Below are 16,435 nucleotides of genomic sequence, written 5' to 3' on the forward strand. Positions count from 1 at the left end.
GTCGACCGGCCGCGGCACGCGGCGTACCGAGACCCCGCTCAGTGCCCCGCGGCCGCCTCGTCGCGGGTCCGCAGGCGCGAGACGCCCATCACGACGGCCGCGATGACCAGACCCAGCACGAGGCCGAAGATCATCGAGACGAAGGTGTCGGCCAGCCACACGAGGACCGGGCCCGCGCCCTCGACCGCGTGGGTGACGACGTGCACGAGGTCGTACGGACCGTGCCACACCGTCTCGGCGAGGTTCGCGACGACGAGGTGCCCGCCGACCCAGAGCATGGCGAGCGTGCCGATGATGCTGATCGCGCGGAACACGACCGGCATCGACGCGACGATCCTCGCTCCGGTGCGCCGCACGCCGCGGGCCGCGTTCTTCATCAGGCGCAGGCCCACGTCGTCGATCTTCACGAGCAGCGCGACGGCGCCGTAGACGAGCACGGTCATCCCGAGCCCGACGACCAGGAGCGCGCCGAGCGTGGGCCAGATCCCGAAGTCGGGGTCGAGGCCGTCGAGCGCGATCAGCATGATCTCGGTGCTCAGGATGAGGTCGGTGCGGATGGCGCCGAAGACGAGCTTCTTCTCGTCGCGCGCCTCCGTCTCGTGGCCGCCGTGCGAGACGCCGAACCACTCGAGCACCTTCTCCGCCCCCTCGAAGCAGAGGAACGCGCCGCCGAGGATGAGCAGGTACGGCAGCACCTGCGGCGCGAACGCCGAGAGCAGCAGCGCCAGCGGGATGATGATGACGAACTTGTTGAACAGGCTCCCCAGCGCGATCCGCCCGACCACCGGGAGCTCCCGCGCGGGCGTGAGGCCCTGCACGTACTGCGGGGTGACGGCCGCGTCGTCGATCACGACGCCCGCCGTCTTGGCGCTCGCCTTCAGGGCGGCGGTGAGGATGTCATCGACAACCGCGAGCAGGCCGACCGACATGTGCGTCTCCTTGGAGGTCCGGGGTGAGAGGGCTCACAGTATCGCGAGCTCCGCGGTCGAGCGGGCACGGGGAGGGGCGTGGGTGCGGCAGAGGGGGTCCGGTGCAGGGGATCTCGATACGCCGGCGGGGCCGGCTCCTCGATCAACGTGAAGGGCGGGCGGGCTCCGCGGGCCGGCTCCGCGGAAGCGTCAGGAGGCGGCGGGGGCCGGGCCGGTGCTCTCGCGGACGATGAGGCGGGTCGGCACGAGCGAGACGCCGGTGCGCTCGCCCGACTCGAGCTCGCGCAGGAGGATGTCGACCGAGCGGCGGCCCGTGTCGCCGAAGAACTGGCGCACCGTCGTCAGCGGCGGCCAGAAGCTCGCCGACTCCTGCATGTCGTCGAAGCCCGCGACGCTCACCTCGCCGGGCACGGCGCGTCCGGCCTCGTGCAGGGCGCGCAGCACGCCGAGCGCCATCTGGTCGTTGGCGGCGAAGATCGCGGTGACCTCCGGATCGGCGGCGAGCCGCTTGCCGAGGCGGTAGCCGGAGTCGGTGGACCAGTCGCCGACCAGCACCTCCGGCACCGGGGCGCCGCGCTCGATCAGGGTCGACTCCCACGCCTCGTGGCGGCGCTCGGCGGAGTAGGAGCGGTCGGGACCGGCGATGTGGTGCACGGTGCGGTGGCCGAGTCCGAGCAGGTGCTCGACGGCCTGGCGGGCGCCCGACATCTGGTCGGTGTCGACCACCGGGTACTTCTCGCCGCCGGCGGAGTCGACGACCACCACGGGCAGGTCCGGCGGGAGGACGATGTCGGCCTCGTCGAGCAGGTGCGCCTCGACGATGATGATGACGCCGTCGACCGCTTCCTCGCTCAGCCGGTGGAACGCGACCGACACCTCGCCCTGGGTGGGGTGGGAGACGGGGATGAGGGTGATCGAGTAGCCCGCGTCGGCGGCCGCGATCGCGATGGCGTCGAGGGTGCGCATGTTGCCGAACGAGGACAGCGTGAACATGATCACGCCGATGCTGTGGAAGCGGCCCGTCCGCAGGGCCCGCGCCGCGCTGTTGGGCCGGTAGCCGAGGGCCCGCATCGCCTCGAGGACCCGCTCGCGCGTCTCGCCGTCGACGTTCTGCTTGCCGTTCGACACCCGCGAGACCGTCTGGCCCGAGACGTTCGCGCGCCGGGCCACGTCGGCCATCGAGACGCCGCGTCGCGGCCGGGTGGACGGGGACGGGCGGTCGGTCTCGAGTGACATGGGCTTCCCTTTATAGCGCGCCGCCCGTCAGCCGTGGTGCATCGTGCGCCGAACCGTGACGCAGGATCAGTCGCGGGTGGCGACGTGGACATGCTACGGTGACGCTCTGCCATGTTGACGTGAACATGACGGGCCCGCACTACTCCCCGAACGGAATCCCATGACGACGACGTCTCCCCCCGTCCCGCTGAGCGAGGTCGCCCCTCCGGCGTCCCCCCTCGCGGCCCCGAAGTCGCGGGCGAAGAGCGAGTGGAAGGGCCTGGCGTTCGTCGCCCCCTTCCTCGTCGTCTTCCTCCTGGTCTTCATCGCCCCGGTCGTCTACTCGATCTACCTCAGCCTCTTCCGCGAGCAGCTGGTGGGCGGCAACTCCTTCGTCGGCTTCGCGAACTACGCCGCGATCTTCACCGACCCGAACTTCTGGGAGGGCTTCGGCCGCGTCCTGCTGTTCCTCGTCGTGCAGGTCCCCGTGATGCTCGTGCTGGCCCTCGTCGCGGCGCTCGCGATCGACAGCGGCCGCCTCCACGGCACCGGCTTCTTCCGCATCGTGGTCTTCCTCCCCTACGCCGTCCCCGCGGTCGTCGCGGTGCTGATGTGGGGCTTCATCTACGGCGACAACTTCGGCCTGGCCGCGAACGTCAACGACCTGCTCGGCTCCGACGTCGTCCAGCCCTTCTCGCGCGACTGGATCCTCGCCTCGATCGGCAACATCGTCACGTGGGAGTTCGTGGGCTACAACATGCTCATCTTCTACTCCGCGCTGAAGACGATCCCCGGCGAGCTCTACGAGGCGGCCGAGATCGACGGCGCCGGCCCGATGCGCGTCATCCGCTCGATCAAGCTGCCCGCCCTGCGCGGCGCGATCGTCATCGCCACGATCTTCTCGATCATCGGCAGCTTCCAGCTGTTCAACGAGCCGAACATCCTCCGGACGCTGGCGCCGAACATCATCACCACCTACTTCACCCCGAACATGTACGCCTACAACCTGTCCTTCGCCGGTCAGCAGTACAACGCGTCGGCCACGGTCGCCATCGTCATGGGCGTGATCACCGCGGTGATCGCCTACGTCGTGCAGCTCCGCGGCGCGCGGAAGGAGAACTGATGGCCCTCGCGACCGCTCCCCGGACGCCCGCCCGCGCCCCGAAGCGCCCGGCCGCCCGCCGCGGCTCCTCGGTGCAGCCCAAGAAGTCGATCGCCTTCACCCTGCTGATGTCGGTCTTCATCCTCTACAGCCTCGTGCCGCTGGCCTGGCTGGTCATCAACGCGACGAAGACGCAGGCCGGCCTGCTCTCGAGCTTCGGCCTCTGGTTCGACGGCGACTTCGTCTTCTTCCAGAACATCGCCGACACCCTCAGCTACCGCGACGGGATCTTCCTCCGCTGGCTCGGCAACACCCTGCTCTACGTCGTCGTCGGCGCCGGAGGAGCGACGCTCCTGGCCACGCTCGCCGGCTACGGCCTCGCGAAGTTCCGCTTCACGGGCCGCAAGGCGGTCTTCGCCGTGGTGCTCGGAGCGATCGCGGTCCCCGGCACGGCCCTCGCCGTCCCGACCTTCCTCATGTTCAGCCAGCTCGGCCTGACCAACACCCCGTGGGCGATCATCATCCCCTCGCTGATCAGCCCGTTCGGCCTGTACCTGGTGTGGGTCTACGCGGTGGAGTCGGTGCCCACCGAGCTGCTCGAAGCGGCGCGGATGGACGGGGCGGGCGAGTTCCGCACCTTCTTCACCATCTCCATCCGCCTCCTCGCCCCCGGCATCGTGACCGTGCTGCTGTTCTCGGTCGTCGCGACCTGGAACAACTACTTCCTCCCGCTGATCATGCTGAGCGACCCCACCTGGTACCCGCTCACCGTCGGCCTCAACCAGTGGAACGCGCAGGCCACCGGCGTCAGCGCGCAGCCGATCTACAACCTCGTGATCACGGGCTCGCTCCTCACGATCATCCCCATCGTCGTCGCCTTCCTCGGACTCCAGCGCTTCTGGCAGTCCGGTCTGAGCGCCGGCAGCGTCAAGGGCTGAGCCCTCCCCCTACCCATCCCCCGGCCGGAGCGTCCTGCCCCGTCCACAGCACCCGCAGCACGAAGAAGTGAAGGGAAACACCACCATGAAGATCGCCCGTTCCGCCCTCAGGCGGACCCTGACGGTCGCGGCCGTCGCGGCCCTGGCCGCCGGCTCCCTCGCGGCCTGCTCGTCCACCTCCGGTGGCGGCACGACCACGAGCGCCGGCTCCGCCGCCGACCTCGACTCGGCCCTCGAGGCCGGTGGCAAGATCACGTACTGGAGCTGGACCCCCAGCGCCGAGGCGCAGGTCGCCGCGTTCGAGAAGGCCTACCCCAAGGTCGACGTCGAGCTCGTCAACGCCGGCACCAACAAGGACGAGTACACCAAGTTCGAGAACGCGATCAAGGCCGGCTCGGGCGCCCCCGACGTCGTCCAGATCGAGTACTACGCCATGCCGCAGTTCGCGCTGTCGGACTCGCTCCTCGACCTGTCGCAGTACGGCATGGGCGACCTCGAGGACAAGTACTCCGCCTCCACCTGGGGCAGCGTCAACATCGACGGCAAGCTCGTCGGCCTCCCGCAGGACTCGGGCCCCATGGCGCTGTTCTACAACAAGACCGTCTTCGACCAGTACGGCATCGCCGTCCCCGCCACCTGGGACGAGTACGTGGCCGCGGCCGAGAAGCTGCACACCGCCGACCCGTCGAAGTACATCACCGCCGACACCGGCGACGCCGGCTTCGCGACCAGCATGATCTGGCAGGCGGGCGGCGAGCCGTTCACCACCGACGGCACGGACGTGAAGATCGACCTCGCCGACGAGGGCACCGCCAAGTGGACCGGCGTCTGGAACCAGCTCGTCGAGAAGAAGCTGCTCTCGGACACCCCCGCCTGGGGCGACGAGTGGTACAAGGGCCTCGCCGACGGCTCCATCGCCTCCCTGGTGACCGGCGCCTGGATGCCCGGCGTGCTGGAGTCCAGCGTCCCCGACGCCTCCGGCGACTGGGCCGTCGCGCCGATCCCGACCTACGACGGCACCGCCGTCAGCGCCGAGAACGGCGGTGGCGGCCAGTCCGTCACCAAGCAGAGCGAGAACCCGGCGCTGGCCGCCGCGTTCCTGCGCTGGCTGAACAGCGACCAGGCCTCGGTCGACGTCTTCCTGCAGAGCGGCGGATTCCCGTCGACCACGGCCGACCTCGACAGCTCGGACTTCACCGGTCAGGAGTCGGAGTACTTCGGCGGCCAGAAGATCAACGAGGTGCTGACCCAGGCCTCGAAGGACGTCCGCTCCGGCTGGTCGTACCTGCCCTACCAGGTCTACGCGAACAGCGTCTTCGGCGACACCGTCGGCCAGGCGTACGCCAACGGCACCAGCCTCGACCAGGGCCTCGCCGACTGGCAGAGCAAGCTCGTCCAGTACGGCAACGCGCAGGGCTTCACCGTCTCGGAGTAGCACCACTGCTCGACGCGGGGCCGGCCGGATCGCTCCGGTCGGCCCCGCGTCGTTCTCACGCTCGGACACACCGGGCACCGATCCTGAGGGGGATCCAGATGACCACCGCTCCCGAGAGCCGCTTCGCCATCGGCACCGCCGACTTCGAGCTCGACGGCCGCCCGCACCGCATCCTGTCGGGGGCGCTGCACTACTTCCGCATCCACCCGGACCTCTGGGCCGACCGGATCCGCAAGGCCCGCCTGATGGGCCTGAACACCATCGAGACCTACGTCGCCTGGAACGCGCACGAGCCGCGCCGCGGCGAGTGGCGCGAGGACGCCGGGCTCGACCTGGGCCGCTTCCTCGACCTGATCGCCGCCGAGGGCATGCACGCGATCGTGCGCCCCGGCCCCTACATCTGCGCGGAGTGGGACAACGGCGCCCTCCCAGCCTGGCTCTTCCGCGACCCCGAGGTGGGCGTGCGCCGCTCGGAGCCGAACTACCTCGCCGCGGTCAGTGACTACCTGCGCCGCGTGTACTCGATCGTGGCTCCGCGCCAGATCGATGCCGGCGGGCCCGTGGTCCTCGTGCAGATCGAGAACGAGTACGGCGCGTACGGCTCCGACAAGGAGTACCTGGCCGAGCTCGTGCGGGTGACCCGCGACTCCGGCATCACGGTCCCGCTGACCACCATCGACCAGCCCACTCCGCAGATGCTCGCCGACGGCAGCCTGCCGGGCCTGCACCTCACCGGCTCGTTCGGCTCGCGGACCACGGAGCGCCTCGCGACGCTGCGCGAGTTCCAGCCCACCGGCCCGCTGATGTGCATGGAGTTCTGGTGCGGATGGTTCGACGACTGGGGCACCCAGCACCACACGACGGACGCCGACGCCTCCGCCCAGGAGCTCGACACACTGCTCGCGGCCGGCGGCTCGGTCAACATCTACATGTTCCACGGCGGCACCAACTTCGGCCTGACCAGCGGCGCGAACGACAAGGGCCGCTACGCCGCGATCACGACGAGCTACGACTACGACGCCCCGCTCGACGAGGGCGGCGACCCGACCGCGAAGTTCTGGGCGTTCCGCGACGTCATCGCGCGCTACGCGCCGGTGCCGGAGGAGGTGCCCGCGGTGCGCCCGCCGGCCCCCGCCCTGACCGCTCCGCTCGTCCCCGGCCCGGCGCTGCTCGGCCTCGGCCAGGCGTTCGGACCGGCCGCGCACCTCGACGCGATGGCCAGCTTCGACGACCTCGGCCACGACGACGGCTTCGTGCTCTTCACGACGACGCTCGACGGCTCCTCCGCTCCGGTCCGCCTCGTGGTGGGCGAGGAGGTGCGCGACCGCGCCTGGGTGCTGCTGGACGGCGTGCCGGTGGGCGTGCTGGCGCGCGACCACCACGAGCGGGCGCTGACTCTGCCGAGCGGACGCGGCGAGCTCGCGATCCTGGTCGAGAACCAGGGCCGGGTGAACTACGGCACGCGCATCGGCGAGCACAAGGGCCTGATCGGAGGCGTGACGCTCGACGGCGCCCCGCTGACCGGCTGGGCGGCGCGTGCCCTCGCGCTGGAGTGCCTCCCCGACCTGGCCGTCGCAGCGCCGGCGTTCTCGGCCGGGCCGCAGCTCGCCTCCGGCTCGTTCGACCTCGACGAGCAGGCCGACCTGTACGTGGACACGCTGCACTGGGGCAAGGGACTGGTCTGGGTGAACGGCTTCCTCCTCGGACGCTACTGGCGCCGCGGACCGCAGCGGACGCTGATCGTCCCCTCGCCGGTCACCCGCGTCGGCCGCAACCGCGTCGTGGTGCTGGAGCTGGAGGGCATCGCCGAGCCGGAGATCCGCCTGCTCGCGGGAGCCGAGCTCGGGCACACCGAGATCTGAGCTGCGGAGCGGAGGCGGCGGGAACGGCCGTCGGAGGCGTGGGCTCGGAGTTCCGGGCTCCGTTGTGCGAGTGGGGCCGGGCCGACTCCGATCCGCACGCGCTGCCGGACCGCCTCCGGTCTGCGGGTGCCACCGGGCCGCCTCCGGTCTGCGGGCGGCGCCGGGCCGCCTCCGGGACGCGGGGCTCTGCTAGCCTCAGGCGCCCCGGTGCGGCGCCGGCGGGCGAAGGGGGAGACATGATGTCCAAGGCACTGCTGCGCACGACTCTGATCGGAGGCGCGCTGCTGCTCGCCCTCTCGGGCTGCGCGGGGACCGCGACGAGCGGGTCGACCCTCCGCCCGTTCACTCCGACGCTCCCCTCGTCGTCGGCCGCCCCGTCCGCCACCGCGACGGCCGCCGCCCCTGCCGCCGACACCGCTCAGAAGACCGGCGAGCAGGTGGCCGCCGTGCTGACCGGCGTGCAGTTCGTGCCCGGCGAGTACGCGAGCATCCAGGAGATGCTCGACTCGATCTATCCCGGCCTCACCGCGACCGACGCGAGCTGCCTCTCGCCGTTCGGCCTGGGCTGGGACACCGCGCAGCCCGCCGCCGGACTCTCGTACGGCACCAGCGCCGACCGCTCCATGACCGCCGTCGTGTCGAGCACCGGCACCGCCGACGCGGCCGCCTCGCTCCTCGCGAGCGCCACCGACGCGACCACGCGCTGCGCCTCCGGCTCGACGCTCTTCGCGATGCAGGGCGTGCCGGTCGAGACGACCGTCGAGCGCACCGAGCAGACGCTGACCGGCGCCGACGAGACGCTCGGCTGGAAGGTGTCCGGAGCCGTGGGCGGCAAGCCGTTCTCGCTCGTGGGCATCACCGCGCGCGTCGGCGGCGACGCGGTCGCGCTCGTGGGCTGGGACCCGACCACGAACACCTCGTACGTCCCGCGCGCGACGCAACTCGTCGTCGACGGGCTGTAGGGCGCTGGGCGCTGGGAGCTGGACGCTCTGAGCTCTGGCTCTGAGCTCTGAGTCCTGCGCTCGGCCGTCCTCCCCTCCGCGAGAGTCCAGGAGTTGTCGCACTCGACGCCGAGCGCGACAACTCTTGAACAGTGGGCGCGGGTCGAGCGCCGGGACTCCGAGCTCTCGGCGCTGCATTTCGACGCCCTCTCCTTCGCGACTGTCCAGGAGTTGTCGCACTCGACGCTGAGTGCGACAACTCTTGAACAGTGGGCGGACGATCGGGCCGAGCGCCTGAGCTCAGAGCGCTGGTCGCTGCGCGTTGGGCTTCGGGCTTTGGGCTTCGGGCTTCGGGCTTCGGGCTTCGGGCTTCGACGCTCGCTCCTCCGCGAGAGTCCAGGAGTTGTCGCACTCGACGCTGAGTGCGACAACTCTTGAACAGTGGGCGCGGGTCGAGCGCCGGGGCGGAGCGAGCACCGGGCGCCGGGCGCCTCCCGGGCTTCGGGCACCCCGCACCCGGCGCGGGAGCGCGGCTCAGGCCAGCCAGGAGAGGGTGCCGCCGTGGGCGGCCGCGCTCGCGAGCGGGACGCCGTCGGCGGCGAGCAGGAACGGCGTCGGCTCGCGAGCCGTGCGGTCCCCGCGCGCGGCGACGAGGTGCGGGAGCAGCGCCTCCGCCTCGAGCGTCACCAGGCTCGCGCCGCGATCGGCGACCGTCGCCAGGACGCTCTCGCGCGCGGCCCACGGAAGGTAGACCAGGGTCCCGAGCGAGACGACCACCGTCCGCAGACCCGGCGGCACCGCGTCGAGCAGGGCGGGCAGCTCGGCGGCCGCATCGCCCGCGACGATCGTCGGCGGGTCGTCCTGCAGAGTCTCCACGGCCGAGCGGAGCCGCGCGGTCCGCTCCGGGCGGTCGGGCGGGAGCAGTGCCTCCAGCCAGGCGACGTCCTCGGGCGAGCGGACGTCGAGCGGCGCCAGGTCGAGCCCCCGGCGCCACGCGACGACCGGCAGCCGCGCCGGTGCCGCGCCTCCGCTCACCGCGCACCGCAGCAGAGGCGCGCCCGACCCGAGCCTCGCCTCGCCGTCGCTCGCCGTGAAGGCGTAGGAGTACCGCTCCGGCGCCAGGCAGAGCCCTGCGGAGGCGCCGATCTCGACGAGCGCCACCGGCTCGCCCGGCTCCGTGATCCGCTCGAGCGCCGCGACCAGGGGCACGCACCGCAGCGCCTCGTTGGTCTGCGTCCTCCGCTCGGCGGCGATCGGCGCCACCCGCGCCCACTCGCTCCGGAGCCACGCGGCGAATCCGGCGCCGTCGACGTCGGGCACGCCGAGCAGCCGCGCGACCGAGAAGAGCAGGGACGGCTGCCGGTGCTGCGCGGGCAGCTCGTCGATCAGGGCGAGGAGGCGCGCATCCTCCGCGACGGCGAGCGCCCACTCGACCTGCCGCTCGGAGGTCTGCGCGAGCTCGACGGCGGCGCGGCGGAAGCGGTCGGCGGAGGAGGGCATGCCTCCATCCTGAGGGAGTGGCGCCACGGTTCCTGCAGGCGGGCGGAGGACCTGCGCGGCGGGCGACAGCCCTGCTCAGCGGATGTCGGTGGTCGCCGGTAGAACGGACTCATGTCCGACACCGCTCCGAGCTCCGCGTCCGCGCAGGTCCGCGAGCGGCGCCTGCTCGACATCCGGCGGATCTACGCCGAGCCGGCCGCGCTCGAGCTGCCCCGCGGGCAGGAGGTCGTGGCGCGATGGCCGGGCGCCGAGATCGTTCCCGTCGAGTCGCACTGGCTGATCCCGGAGGTGCACGGCGACGAGGCGAACGTCGCGCGCTGGGTGCGCATCAAGACGGAGGCGCTCGTGCTCGGGGTGAAGAAGTCGCTCGTCACGCGCCCGAACGGCCGCTCGGCCGACTTCATCGCCCCCTCCACCGCCAACGGCTGCGCCATGGCGTGCGTCTACTGCTACGTGCCGCGGAGGAAGGGCTACAGCAACCCGATCACGCTCTTCACGAACATCGAGCAGATCCAGCGCCACCTCGCCCGGCACATCGCCAAGCAGGGCCCCAAGGCCGAGGCGAACCAGTGCGACCCGGAGGCCTGGGTCTACGACATCGGCGAGAACAGCGACTGCTCCGTCGATGCACTGCTGAGCGAGAACGTCCGCGACCTCTGCGAGCTGTTCCGGATGTCGCCCACCGCCAAGGCGTCCTTCGCGACCAAGTACGTCAACCGCGAGCTCCTCGAGTGGGACCCGCTCGGGCGCACCCGCATCCGGTTCTCGCTGATGCCCGCCGAGACGGCGAAGGTCACCGACATCCGCACCTCGCCGATGGCCGAGCGGATCGCGGCGATCAACGACTTCGTCGACGCCGGCTACGAGGTGCACGTCAACTTCTCGCCCGTGATCCTCACCGAGACCTGGCAGCAGGACTGGACCGAGCTCTTCGACCAGTTCGACGCGGTTCTCCACCCGCGGGCGAAGGCGCAGCTCGCGGCCGAGATGATCCTCCTCACCCACAACGAGGGCCTGCACGAGGTGAACCTCGGCTGGCACCCGAAGGCGGAGTCGCTGCTCTGGCAGCCGGGGCGCCAGGAGCAGAAGCTCTCCGAGAACGGCGCCGTCAACATCCGCTACCGACGCGACCTCAAGCGCGCCAGCCTCGACCGCTTCCGCGCCCTCCTCGCCGAGCGCCTCCCCTACTGCCGCGTCCGCTACGCCTTCTGAGCGCCTGCGCCCCCGCCGGAGCGGCGGCGTGACGACTCGCGGAGGAGCGCACCCTCCCGCGCACGCCGAGACACCGCCGCGGGGACGGCGTCTCGACGGAGCCGCACGCCCTGTCCAGTGAGCGCACCGTCACGCCTCCTCCCGCTCCACACGCCCCGCCGAGACACCGCCGACCCGCCCGACGCACCACTGCGGCGTCTCGCGCACGAGCGCGGTGTCTCGACGCAGCCGCACCGCCCTTCGGAGGCACCCGCAACTGAGCCCCGGAGTCACCCGGCTGGGAGTCCGCCCGGCGGCCGGGGCCACTGCTTCGCATTCCGGATAGCGGCACGCGCCCTCCGAACGAGGGGCGTACTTTCGGAGAACAGCCGGAGGGACGGCCCGACCGCCCGACTCCACGGGCCTGCAGAGCAGGCGTCAGCGGGGATCGACGGCTCGGCGCGACGGCATCCGGGCTCGACATCCCGGAGCCCGGCACCCCCGGATCGACACTCCGGACACTCGACTCGGCGGCACAGCACACCCCGGGTCCTGCTCCCCACGAACACCCCCACCATCTCGCACTCCCCCTCCCGGCGGCACTCGCCGGGGCACCTCACCGTCGCGGCCGGCACCCGCGACACAGCACAGAACGGCGGCACGCACCATGGGCGCTCTCCTCTACGGCACTCCCCCCACCTCGCACGAGATCGACGACCGCGCACTCGCGCACCTGCAGATCGTCATGATCAACAAGTTCCGCCGCGACGAGGCGTTCGCCTTCCAGCTCGACGCCTCGAGCGCGCACGGCACCGGACGCCAGACGCTCTGGCTGCACCCGACCATCCCCCTCCAGTTCTCGTTCCACGGAAGCCGCATGCCGGCGATCAACGCCACCTGGGTGCGCGCACTGATGGAGGAGGCCAACAGCGGCCGGGGCCTGCGGATCGTCTTCGAGCCGGCGCAGCAGCCCGAGTCCTCCGGGCTCACGCACGCTGCCTGAGCGCGCCGTGTCCAGGCGCGACGACGACGAGCCGATGGAGGTCACCGACTTCGTCGAGCTCGCCGGTGCAGTGCACGACGACGCAGGCTTCGAGTGCTCCTCCACTGTCGACGGCGTGACGGGCGCGCTCTGCGTGCTGCCCGACTCCCTGGTGCTGCGGAGCGCCGGCACCGGCGACTCGACCCGCGTCGGCACCCGCGACATCCGCTCCTGGCGGGCCACTCCGGCCGGCGCCACCTTCTCGCTCGCCGTGGAAGCCGGAGCGCGGCACACCGTGGTGCTGCTCACGCAGTTCCAGGCGGCGACCGTCCAGGCCATGACCCGCGCCGCCGGACCCGCGACTGGTTTATCCGCTTAACGAATTCCCCGTTCGGGGCACGCGGTGAGGAGCGCTCCTCGTGCGACCCTGATCGGGATGAACGAGAAGGACGAGGTCATGCGCTCCGACATCGGCGGGCGTGACATCGAGCAGGCGCGGGCCCTCTTCGAGCAGTCGTACAACGGGCACCGCTTCGTCGTCGAGCCCGGCGAGGACTTCTCGTACCGCTACACCTCCGTCGGCGACGGCGACGTGACGCTCCGCGGCAGCCAGTTCGCCGGCTCCGTGCAGGGCTCGATCCAGACCGAGGGCGAGTACGTCGTCTCGTGGCTGACCGCCGGCGCGGGCGTCACCGATCTCGACGGCGACGCGGTGACCCTCGGATTCGGGCAGCCGGCGGTCTTCGTCAACGACCGCCCCAGCCGGTTCGAGTTCCACGACTACCGCCAGAACCTCATCCACTTCGACGGCGCGTACCTCGAGGGCATCGCGGAGGAGGTCGAGGGCACCCGCGGCCCCCTCCTCTTCGACACCACCTCACGGCCCGAGGGCGCGGCGCTGCGGCGCTGGTCGGCGACCGTCGCGACGGTCGCCCGGGTGATCTACGACGCCGACAGCTCGCCGCTGCTGCGCCGCGAGGCCGACCGCGCGGTCGCCGTCGCCCTGCTCGAGACCTTCCCGCACTCGACGCTGGACACTCCCGGCGACCTCGGGGTACCCCGCTCGGGGCGCCTCCGCCAGGCGATCGAGTACATGTACGAGCACGCCCACGAGCCGCTCCGGACCGAGCAGATCGCCGACGCGGCGGGCATCGGCCTGCGGACGCTGCAGACCGAGTTCCGGCGCGAGTTCGGCTTCACCGCGGTCGACTATCTGCGGCGGATCCGGCTGGACGGCGTGCAGAAGGAGCTGCGGGCGGGCGAGTCCGGAGTCGTCAGCGTCAGCGAGGTCGCACGGCGCTGGGGCTTCGCGCACCTCGGCCGGTTCTCGGCCTCGTACGCCCACCGCTTCGGCGAGCGCCCCAGCACCACGCTCGACACCTGAGGCGTCAGAGGTAGTCGGTCCCGCCGTCGTCCTCGCTGTCGTCGCCCTCGCCGCGCGGCTGCACGGTCGGCCGCGCGGGCTGGAGCCGTCGGGTCTTCTCGCGCATCGACTCCACCGCCTCCGGATCGTCGAGGTCGACGCCGCGGTCGAGCGCCGGGCTGGTGAAGAGCTGGCTGGCCGGTCCGACCAGGAGACGGGTCTCGCCTCGCAGCCCCTCGTCCGAGAGCGACGGCACCACGACCAGGTCCGACTTCCCCACGTTCGCCAGCGCCTGCGCGTACTCGACGACCGCCGAGCACACCTCGTCGCCCAGCAGCACGAATCCGCTCGCGTAGTACAGCTTCTGCATCTCGCCCTCCCCTGGATCCCGGACTGCCCCTCCGGTCGGCCCGTCCCCCGACGCTAGGACGGCGCCGACCGGGTGCCCCACCCCTTGACGGGGGTGGCGCGGAGGGGCCAGAGTCCGCGCGGAGCGAGCAGTCGCAGCGCGGTCGCGAGCGCCTCGACGACGCGGGTCGCGCGCACGTCGCCGACCCCCTCCATCCGGTTGGTGAGGAACGCGAAGCCGACTCCCGCGTCCGGGTCGGCGCAGGCGACCTGTCCGCCCGCGCCGTCGTGCCCGAAGCCGCTCGGCGTGAGGCGGCCTACCAGGCGGTCGCGGAGGCGGGGCTCTCGATCCCGGGCGACGTCGCCGTGGTGTCGTTCGACGACGACGAGCTGGCCGCCTACCTCCGCCCCGGGCTGACGACCGTGGCGCTGCCGCACGAGGAGATGGGCCTACGGGCGGTCGAGCTGCTGCTCAGCGGCGCTCCGGGAGAGCGGGTGCTGGTGCCGATGCCGCTGGTGGAGCGGGCGTCGACGCGGCGGGTCTGACGGGGCGGGGCCTGGGGGGCTGATCGGGGACGGCGGGCGAGCCCGGTGGAGTCGGGCCAGCCGCCTCAGCCGACCGAGCGGATCCCTCCGGTCGGACCCCAGGCGACTCCGGTGCCGCCCGCGTCGCCCTGGTAGTCGTCGGGCGAGAGGGTCATGCCGCTCGCGATGAAGTCGGCGGTCGCCGCGCAGTCCGTGACGACGACGTCGCCGTCGGAGCGCGCGAGCCCGTAGAGGCAGACGGACTCGTCGGCGAGCTCCGCGGCCGAGAAGGAGTCGAGGCTGAGGGTGGCGAAGTAGTCGACTCCGGCGATGCTGCCCAGGTAGCGCGTCGGCCCCCAGTGGAAGACGCGGAGGCTCGCGAGGGTCGACAGCGGGCGCGTGGCGACGTCGTCGGGGACGGCCCAGGGCTCGGTGAAGACCTCCAGCGACGGGCGAGGGGCCAGCGCGACGGAGGCGGCCGTGCCGAGGGCGGCGAGCCCGAGCAGGGCGACGAGGGCGGCGATCACCCCGAGGCGGCGGCGCGGGCGGGGCGTGGCGGAGGTGCGGGAGTCGGCGTCGTCGCCTCCGGTGGTCTCGCCGGTCTCGTCCCCACCGGTCCGGCCGCTCGCCGTCCCGCGGCCGATCCGGCCCTGGGCCGCTGCGGGTCCGGCGGGCGCGGCCAGTTCCGCGACCGCGGCGTCGAGCGCCTCCTCCCGCTCGCGGCGCTGCGCCCGCAGCAGTGCCAGCTCCTCGAGCGCCGCGGGGTCCGCCTCCGCGCTGAACGCCCGGCGCTCGAGCGCGGCCCGCTGCCTCCGCTCCTCCGGCGACGCCCCGTCGCGGCGCCGCTGCAGGGCGTCCCGGCCCCGACCGCGACCGCCCAGGGCCACGTCGAGCGCCGCCTCCGTCGCGGCATCGAGCTCGTCGAGCAGCCGCGCCGCACGGGCCGGCGTGACCGCGGTGCCGACGGACGCCGGCACGTCAGCCCCGGTCGCGGACGGCGCGCGCCAGCGACTCGAGGCGCTCCCGGTACTCCGGCCACCACTCCTCCGGCACCGGCGGGAGGTTGTCGCCGGGCGTCCGGAGTCCGACCCGCCCGTCGATCAGCTCGCGGACGATGTCGGCGTGGCCGGCGTGCCGGTGCGTCTCCGCGGTGATGTGGACGAGGATCCGGTGCAGCGTCACGTCGCGGTTCGTCCACCACGGGACCTGCCCGGGAGCGTCGAGCGGGAGGGCCGCGACCGTCGCGTCGGAGTGGGCCCACACGCGGCGGTACAGCGCGACGACGTCGGCCGTCGACTCGTCGGCCGTCGCCCACATGTCCGAGTTCGGCTCCGACTCGTCCTCCATCCACGGCATCGGCTCCGGGAACGGCCGCCCGAACACGGCGCCGAGGTAGCCCGCCTCGGTGCCCGCCACGTGCTTCACCAGGCCGAGCAGGTTCGTGCCCGTCGAAACCAGCGGCCGCCGCACGTCGTACTCGTCGAGCCCGTCGAGCTTCTGCAGCAGGGCGTCGCGCCCCTCCTGCAGGTAGCGGAGGAGGGTCTGCTTCGCGTCGTCGCTCATCCCCCCAGCCTGCCGCGCCCGTCCGAGCCGCGCCAGAGCGGTGCCGGAGCCGCGCCGTGCTCAGACCGCAGGAAGGATCGCCCCGCGGGCACCGGGATCCGCGGCTCCACGGCCCGCCGGAGCGATCCTTCCAGCGTTGTGCACGGGTCAGGCCGGGACGCCCGCTCCCGCCCGCTGGACCCGCGTGCCGACGAGGCGCTGCGAGGAGGCGTCGACAGCGGCGGCCGGGCCGACCAGCTCGAGCGCCGTCTCCGTCTCGCGCGTCGCGCAGTCCGGGCCAACCCACAGCTCGACGCGGCCGGGCTCGACGATCCGCACGCCCTCGCGTCCGGTGAAGGCCAGGCGCGCGGCCGGGACCTCGAAGCGGACCTCCGCCTCCTCGCCGGGCTCGAGCGCGACCCGCGCGTAGCCGAGCAGCTGCGCCACCGGCCGGGTCACGCTCGCGAACACGTCGCGGGCGTGACCCGGCCGGTGGCGCAGCTGCTCGGCTACGCGCGGGTCGCGCTCGAGCCCGGCGAGGAGGCGGAGGTCCGCTTCGAGG

General features: G+C 72.5%; 17 protein-coding genes and 2 pseudogenes. 11 read left to right on the forward strand and 8 right to left on the reverse strand.

The features are described from left to right. Nucleotides 1-38: 38 nt before the first annotated feature. Both C5B95_RS14280 and C5B95_RS14285 read right to left on the reverse strand, forming a co-directional pair. Nucleotides 39-929, reverse strand: coding sequence for a DUF808 domain-containing protein (locus C5B95_RS14280; protein WP_104349470.1), 891 nt, complete (start codon nucleotides 927-929; stop codon nucleotides 39-41). A gap of 189 nt (nucleotides 930-1,118) precedes the next feature. Further along, the gene (locus C5B95_RS14285; protein ID WP_146076621.1) at nucleotides 1,119-2,165 is read right to left on the reverse strand and encodes a LacI family DNA-binding transcriptional regulator; all 1,047 of its coding nucleotides are present in this window, start codon (nucleotides 2,163-2,165) and stop codon (nucleotides 1,119-1,121) included. 160 nt (nucleotides 2,166-2,325) lie between these two features. On the opposite strand from C5B95_RS14285, the gene C5B95_RS14290 reads away from it, so the two are divergent. From C5B95_RS14290 to C5B95_RS14310, 5 genes are all read left to right on the forward strand, one after another. Next, nucleotides 2,326-3,267 carry a carbohydrate ABC transporter permease gene (locus tag C5B95_RS14290; RefSeq protein ID WP_104223405.1) on the forward strand — a complete coding sequence of 314 codons (942 nt, stop codon included), beginning with the start codon at nucleotides 2,326-2,328 and terminating at the stop codon, nucleotides 3,265-3,267. A 107-nt stretch (nucleotides 3,268-3,374) separates the two neighbouring features. Continuing rightward, nucleotides 3,375-4,184 carry a carbohydrate ABC transporter permease gene (locus C5B95_RS14295; protein WP_258062773.1) on the forward strand — a complete coding sequence of 270 codons (810 nt, stop codon included), beginning with the start codon at nucleotides 3,375-3,377 and terminating at the stop codon, nucleotides 4,182-4,184. An 85-nt stretch (nucleotides 4,185-4,269) separates the two neighbouring features. After that, complete coding sequence (locus C5B95_RS14300; RefSeq protein WP_104349482.1) at nucleotides 4,270-5,619, forward strand: sugar ABC transporter substrate-binding protein; 1,350 nt, start codon at nucleotides 4,270-4,272, stop codon at nucleotides 5,617-5,619. Nucleotides 5,620-5,717: 98 nt separating this feature from the next. After that, nucleotides 5,718-7,481 carry a beta-galactosidase family protein gene (locus C5B95_RS14305; protein ID WP_104349471.1) on the forward strand — a complete coding sequence of 588 codons (1,764 nt, stop codon included), beginning with the start codon at nucleotides 5,718-5,720 and terminating at the stop codon, nucleotides 7,479-7,481. A 236-nt stretch (nucleotides 7,482-7,717) separates the two neighbouring features. Further along, nucleotides 7,718-8,443: a hypothetical protein gene (locus C5B95_RS14310; RefSeq protein ID WP_104349472.1), complete on the forward strand. Its 726-nt coding sequence runs from the start codon at nucleotides 7,718-7,720 to the stop codon at nucleotides 8,441-8,443. 513 nt (nucleotides 8,444-8,956) lie between these two features. Here C5B95_RS14310 and C5B95_RS14315 read toward each other — a convergent pair. Next, complete coding sequence (locus C5B95_RS14315; RefSeq protein ID WP_104349473.1) at nucleotides 8,957-9,922, reverse strand: DUF2332 family protein; 966 nt, start codon at nucleotides 9,920-9,922, stop codon at nucleotides 8,957-8,959. Nucleotides 9,923-10,033: 111 nt separating this feature from the next. Here C5B95_RS14315 and C5B95_RS14320 point away from each other — a divergent pair, with 111 nt between their 5' ends. The 4 genes from C5B95_RS14320 (at nucleotide 10,034) to C5B95_RS14335 (ending at nucleotide 13,479) form a co-directional block, all read left to right on the forward strand. Further along, the gene (locus tag C5B95_RS14320; protein WP_104349474.1) at nucleotides 10,034-11,134 is read left to right on the forward strand and encodes a spore photoproduct lyase family protein; all 1,101 of its coding nucleotides are present in this window, start codon (nucleotides 10,034-10,036) and stop codon (nucleotides 11,132-11,134) included. Nucleotides 11,135-11,780: 646 nt separating this feature from the next. After that, the gene (locus C5B95_RS14325; RefSeq protein WP_104349475.1) at nucleotides 11,781-12,116 is read left to right on the forward strand and encodes an ATP-dependent DNA ligase; all 336 of its coding nucleotides are present in this window, start codon (nucleotides 11,781-11,783) and stop codon (nucleotides 12,114-12,116) included. A gap of 7 nt (nucleotides 12,117-12,123) precedes the next feature. Beyond that, a complete protein-coding gene (locus tag C5B95_RS14330) occupies nucleotides 12,124-12,474 on the forward strand; it encodes a hypothetical protein (RefSeq protein ID WP_104223412.1) in 351 nt (116 codons plus the stop codon). Nucleotides 12,475-12,531: 57 nt separating this feature from the next. Next, the gene (locus C5B95_RS14335) at nucleotides 12,532-13,479 is read left to right on the forward strand and encodes an AraC family transcriptional regulator (RefSeq protein WP_104349476.1); all 948 of its coding nucleotides are present in this window, start codon (nucleotides 12,532-12,534) and stop codon (nucleotides 13,477-13,479) included. A gap of 4 nt (nucleotides 13,480-13,483) precedes the next feature. Here C5B95_RS14335 and C5B95_RS14340 read toward each other — a convergent pair whose 3' ends face one another. Continuing rightward, nucleotides 13,484-13,828, reverse strand: coding sequence for a hypothetical protein (locus tag C5B95_RS14340; protein ID WP_104223414.1), 345 nt, complete (start codon nucleotides 13,826-13,828; stop codon nucleotides 13,484-13,486). 53 nt (nucleotides 13,829-13,881) lie between these two features. Beyond that, entirely contained in the window at nucleotides 13,882-14,130 is a 249-nt protein-coding gene (locus C5B95_RS18110; protein ID WP_374954260.1) for a serine hydrolase, read from the reverse strand. Between C5B95_RS18110 and C5B95_RS18115 the strand changes: the two are divergent. After that, a pseudogene (locus tag C5B95_RS18115) lies at nucleotides 14,038-14,352 on the forward strand (substrate-binding domain-containing protein); the annotation flags it as partial. The gene C5B95_RS18110 and the pseudogene C5B95_RS18115 sit on opposite strands and share 93 nt — an antisense overlap. Nucleotides 14,353-14,417: 65 nt before the next feature. On the opposite strand, the gene C5B95_RS14350 reads toward C5B95_RS18115, so the two are convergent. The 3 genes and pseudogenes from C5B95_RS14350 to C5B95_RS14360 all read right to left on the reverse strand — a co-directional run. After that, nucleotides 14,418-15,308, reverse strand: coding sequence for a hypothetical protein (locus C5B95_RS14350; protein WP_104349478.1), 891 nt, complete (start codon nucleotides 15,306-15,308; stop codon nucleotides 14,418-14,420). A 1-nt stretch (nucleotide 15,309) separates the two neighbouring features. Beyond that, entirely contained in the window at nucleotides 15,310-15,894 is a 585-nt protein-coding gene (locus C5B95_RS14355) for a DinB family protein (protein ID WP_104282942.1), read from the reverse strand. 147 nt (nucleotides 15,895-16,041) lie between these two features. Then, nucleotides 16,042-16,356, reverse strand: a pseudogene (locus C5B95_RS14360) (fibronectin type III-like domain-contianing protein); the annotation flags it as partial. A 9-nt stretch (nucleotides 16,357-16,365) separates the two neighbouring features. Here C5B95_RS14360 and C5B95_RS18120 point away from each other — a divergent pair. Further along, a partial coding sequence (locus C5B95_RS18120) for a hypothetical protein (protein WP_374954261.1) occupies nucleotides 16,366-16,435 on the forward strand: 70 nt, incomplete at its 3' end.

Source organism: Rathayibacter sp. AY1A7 (genome assembly GCF_002930845.1).
Classification (GTDB): Bacteria; Actinomycetota; Actinomycetes; order Actinomycetales; family Microbacteriaceae; genus Rathayibacter.